At 52.6% G+C, this 4,645-nt stretch carries 2 protein-coding genes and 1 pseudogene; 1 reads left to right on the plus strand and 2 read right to left on the minus strand.

The window, feature by feature from the left end; genetic code table 11:
* Positions 1-883: 883 nt before the first annotated feature.
* Both NTX71_12490 and NTX71_12495 read right to left on the minus strand, forming a co-directional pair.
* Positions 884-1,843, minus strand: coding sequence for a polyprenyl synthetase family protein (locus tag NTX71_12490; GenBank protein MCX6340711.1), 960 nt, complete (start codon positions 1,841-1,843; stop codon positions 884-886).
* On the minus strand, positions 1,843-2,889 hold the full coding sequence (locus tag NTX71_12495; protein ID MCX6340712.1) for a hypothetical protein: 1,047 nt from the start codon (positions 2,887-2,889) through the stop codon (positions 1,843-1,845). The genes NTX71_12490 and NTX71_12495 overlap by 1 nt, the downstream gene beginning before the upstream one ends.
* Before the next feature lie 412 nt (positions 2,890-3,301).
* Between NTX71_12495 and NTX71_12500 the strand changes: the two are divergent.
* Positions 3,302-4,009 (plus strand): annotated as a pseudogene (locus tag NTX71_12500) (N-6 DNA methylase).
* Positions 4,010-4,645: the final 636 nt, after the last annotated feature.

A 4,645-nucleotide genomic window follows, 5' to 3' on the forward strand; every position in this document is an offset into this window, starting at 1 on the left:
CGAAAAATCCGCTGAACCTTTCAAATGGAAGTTCACCCGTCAGGATCTCAAACGATTACTCGACAAACTATCTCTTTGTTCACAGAAAGAAAAGGCCGCATAAATAATACGTCACCGAACTTATGATCCAGAGCACTAAGGCCCGTGTGTTCTAAATTACAGCGAAACATCGGCCATGGAGATCCCGGCTGGAGCTGGGCAAATGTTAAGGATATCGCCGAAACCATAACCGCCGCGCTCAATGCCATAAAAAGTTTTGCTCTCATCTCTTCCTCCATTGCCTGACAGCGAACCTTGATTAATTGCGTCAGTATATCACACGGGGGGGGCAATATATATTTCGCCACATATATTCGCCACGGTGCGAATTGCCTCATCTAAACCGGAGGATTGGGGGGTCAAACCTTTACAAATATACAATATCACTCACGCAGAGTCGCTTCGACTTCCGCGAGACGCCGCCGGAGCACCCTTTCTTCCATCAGCCTTTTTCGAAACCGCCGCCTGCTCAGGTGTAGCGCTGCCACACTCACTCCTAATATCTTTGCGATCCCACGCATGCCCGCCCGCGCTGCCCCGCGCCGACAGCTAAGCTCCGCCAGTGCCTGCCGCGCTTGACTTCTCGCGTACCTCTGGAGAAGCTCACCTGGCTTTACTCCGAACCGCCTTGCCACTTCCTGCGCAATACGCCTTAAAACTGGACTCCTGCATTCGCAGGAGTGACAGCCCCCTATAATTAAGCCATTACGAAAATCCGCAACCAGACCCCTATGCCCTCCTTTCCAAGCCATCTTCTTAGTCTCCCCCAGTAATTGAGGGATGACGAAATTTTTTGTAAAAGGCGCGGCGGATATCGAGCACCCGTATTGTTCTTATGATCCTTTCAATTCTTCGCGCTCTGGATCAGGAAGTCGGTAAGACCAATGAGTGCTTTTTTAAAATGGGAGTTTGGCAAGGGTGAGAGATCGTTCCTCGCCTGATCGAGCAGTGTCTCGGCGTCCCGGCGGCACGCGGCAATCGCGCCCGCCGCGGCGATCGCGCGCCTGCACTCCTTCACCTCTCCCCCACGGAAGGCGATGGCGAGACGCTCGCGCTCCTCACCGTGGAGTGCGGCGAGGGCTTTGATGAGTGGGAGCGTGACTCGGCCCCCCTCGATGTCCTTGAAGCGATCCTTCCCCCTGTTCTCCTCGCTGATATCGAGACAATCGTCAGCTATCTGATAGGCGATGCCGAATTGCCTGCCGAATCGCGAGAGCGACTCCTGAATGGGTCGAGGGGCTCCGGCGAGCGACGCGCTCAGGCGGCAGCAGGTCGAGAAGAGCGAGGCGGTCTTCATGGAGACCGTCCCCCGGTACTCGTCTTCGGTCATGGAGATGTCATATCTCCGGCGCAACTGATATATCTCCCCCTCGCACACCTCCCTGGTCATGTATACCATGTCGGGGAGAATGCCGTTGTCTTTGAAGCGGCAGAGGATGCCGAACGCCTGCGAGAGGAGATAGTCCCCAAAGAGCACGGCGACCGGGTTCCCCCAGGAGGCGTTGATCGTTGCCTTCCCTCGCCGTACGGCGGCCTCGTCAATCACGTCGTCGTGAACCACTGTCGCCATGTGGATGAGTTCGGATGCCGCCGCGAGATAGAGATTCGCTTCACGGAGCTGCCCCGCGACAGCCCCCGAGAGAAGGGTCACCGCTGGCCTGATACGTTTCCCCTTGCCCTCCAGGGCATAACGCTCGAGCTCGCCCAACTTTTCCTCGGCGGACGAGAGACAGGAGAAGATGATCTCCTCAACCGTCCGCAGCTCGTTTTTCACGGGCCGCGCGATCTCCGGCAGGGTATCCATTATTCGAGCAGCTTTAGATCGGTTTCCATCTTTATTCTGGTCGTGGTGCTGAATATCGTCTCGGTCTCGCCCTTCGTTATTTTCATGGTCATGGCCATGTCCTGGTCGGTGTCAACGTGCATCCCGACCATCAGCCCCCTCTGGGGATCGAAATAGATATTCCCCACCATGGTTTGCCGGAGACGGTCGAACGCCGCTTTCATCGCCATGTCCGACCCCTGCCGCTGCGGCAGATCCATTTCCATTTCCTTCGCCGCAACCTCGCCCCGCAGCGCGATCTCCGCGCATCTCCGCCCATCCCGCTTGACCAACCCGGCGAGGGTGTAGGTGGTATCGAGCTTGAGCGCCTTTGCCGCAGGCAGCTTCTCCTCCAAGCCGCCACCGAGGGCGATATCCCTCTTCTCACTCCATGAACCGCCGATGGCGATCGGGCCTTCGGGGAGTATGAACTGATTCTGTTTGAGTAGGCTGTAGATATTCACATGGGGGAGGAGCTCCACGACGCCTTTTGGCTGGGTAATGGAGAGCACTTTCCCCCGCTTATCCATCTTTATCAACGTTGGATTTTTGAAGAGCGCTTTTAAGCCATCGAGACCCGGGGCGTCTTTCACCACCGTCTCGCCCTGGACAATTCTGGCCCCTTTCTCATCGGCCTCCATCTGTATCTTCAGCGTGCCGCTCTCAGTCGTTGACGTAAAGCGCTCGAAGTGCGTTTCCAGGTCGGCGTTTCCCTGGGCGTCAGCGTCTTTGACCACCATCCTGTACGCGAGCTCCATCTGCAACTTCACCGGCGTTTCCACCCCTGACCTCTGTCCCGGGAGGCCGGCGATGCTCGTTGTGCCTGAGCCTCTCATCGTCATTTTATACCGGAGCTCCTCGCCTTTGGTGAAGCGGTTTTCAAGAACAATGGGCGTCTCGGTGGGTGTAGGCGTGATCGTAGGAGTCTCCGTCGGCGTCGGTGTCTCAGTCGTCCTCCGGGCGCATGCACACATGCCGAGCGTGATGGCCACGATAGAGTAACCCACGAGCATTCTGTTTTTACTCATAGCTGCCTCCTCTGCGCGTATTCTAACATATTTCTCTGCTGAGATAACCAGTCATTGATCTCGCGCACGCCCACCTCCCTCCCACTCACGGGAAGTAGTTTCAATCCACACTCCCGCGCGGGGAGTGACGGCTTTTTGTCTCTTGTCGGTAGTGGGTCAGTTTGAATCTGGCCGAACCAGTTTTTCTCTGGACGCATGACCAGACAGGTTCTACGCTGCCTGCACGCCTGAAGGCGCGAGCAAAAACAAGAAGCGATAAACAGTGGTGACACAAGGGGAAGTAAGCCTGATAAGAGCAGTGTCTTTAAGCTTAACCATTACCTAAAATAGGTAGACATCGGATTTCGTTATAATCAAAATCTAGCGCAAAATATCTATAGTTGTAACTAACCTATTTACAACACAATACGATCATGATATAAGAAATACAACACTCTCTATTGGAGATACGCTCCTTTATCCAAAGTTTAAAGAGGATGCAGAAATACAACAGTTTGATCTGGTAATAGCCAATCCTCCATGGAATCAGGATGGCTACGATGAGGATACGCTTAAAAAGGGAGAGTTCTGGCGCAAGAGGTTTGAATTAGGATTCCCCACAAAACAATCAGCCGACTGGGCCTGGATGGAGCATATGCTGGCATCAGCAAAAGACAATTCGGGGAGAGTGGGCGTTGTAATCGACAACGGTTGTCTTTTTCGGGGAGGGAAGGAAAAAGCTATAAGATCGGCGGTTATTAATAATGACCTGATCGAGGCCGTGATCCTATTGCCCGAAAAGCTCTTTTATAACACCGGCGCGCCAGGCGCTATTATCCTTTTCAATAAAAACAAATCCGCTGGGAGAAAGAGAAAGATACTGTTCATAAACGCGAGCAGCGAAAGATTGAGAAAAACGACGAAAGGGCAGATCGCGCTAACAGAGCGGCAGATGAAAATAGTTGAGAGGATAATCCAGAGCGATCGAGTCAGTATCGGTGATGTTTCAGAGATGTTCAAAATAACAAGGCAGGCCGCACTGAAGGAAATGAACAAGTTGACGGAACAGAGGGTGATAAAACTTATTGGAAAAGGCAGGGGCGCATACTATAGTCCTTGTCTAAGACAGGTTGTCATTTAAGTTGTCATTTTGGTTGTCATTTAAGATCTTCTAAGGAGGCCTTGTGGCAAATTTTGAAGCTAATTTTGAGTCATTGATCTCGTTGAAGAACCTGAGAGGCCTTACGACTGAAGAGGCATTGTCGCATATCGGATGGTTAACAGATCTTTCTTTAGATATACGAAAAGTCGAAGGGCTAAAATACGCAATAAAATTAGCAGAAGAATTGCAGGATCGGCACCTAATGTCTTGTCACGGAAATTCCTAGCATATGTCTGTCATCGCGAGCGAAAGCGAAGCGATCTCAACATATTGGCAATCATGAGATTGCTTCGTCGCTATGCTCCTCGCAATGACAGGACTTTTGAATGCTACTTCCGAGACACCACACTAACCTCCGGGCAGCTTGCAACGTCTCATTACTTCTTGCCCATCTTCTACAGTTCAAAACACGAGTATGTTCATTACGAACGAGTTACAGAGACACAAAAAGTCTTTGGCACTACATTTTGCTTCCCCTGAGATAGCACGCTATAGTTCCCGTATCGTCGGCGGGACCGCTACCCCCACAGCCTGCAGCACCGCGCCGGCGCAGCCCTTGAGTTGACTGCGCAAGACAAATCGCCGTCCCGAAAACACCGTCTCAATCTCTTGCAA

This window comes from Candidatus Auribacterota bacterium (genome assembly GCA_026392035.1).
In the GTDB taxonomy this organism is placed as follows: domain Bacteria; phylum Auribacterota; class Tritonobacteria; order UBA1439; family UBA1439; genus JAPLCX01.

What these genes read in the sequence shown, in the direction of transcription:
- NTX71_12490 (MCX6340711.1), bottom strand. Translation starts at nt 1,843, where the DNA reads ATGGATACCCTGCCGGAGATCGCGCGGCCCGTGAAAAACGAGCTGCGG.
- NTX71_12495 (MCX6340712.1), bottom strand. Translation starts at nt 2,889, where the DNA reads ATGAGTAAAAACAGAATGCTCGTGGGTTACTCTATCGTGGCCATCACG.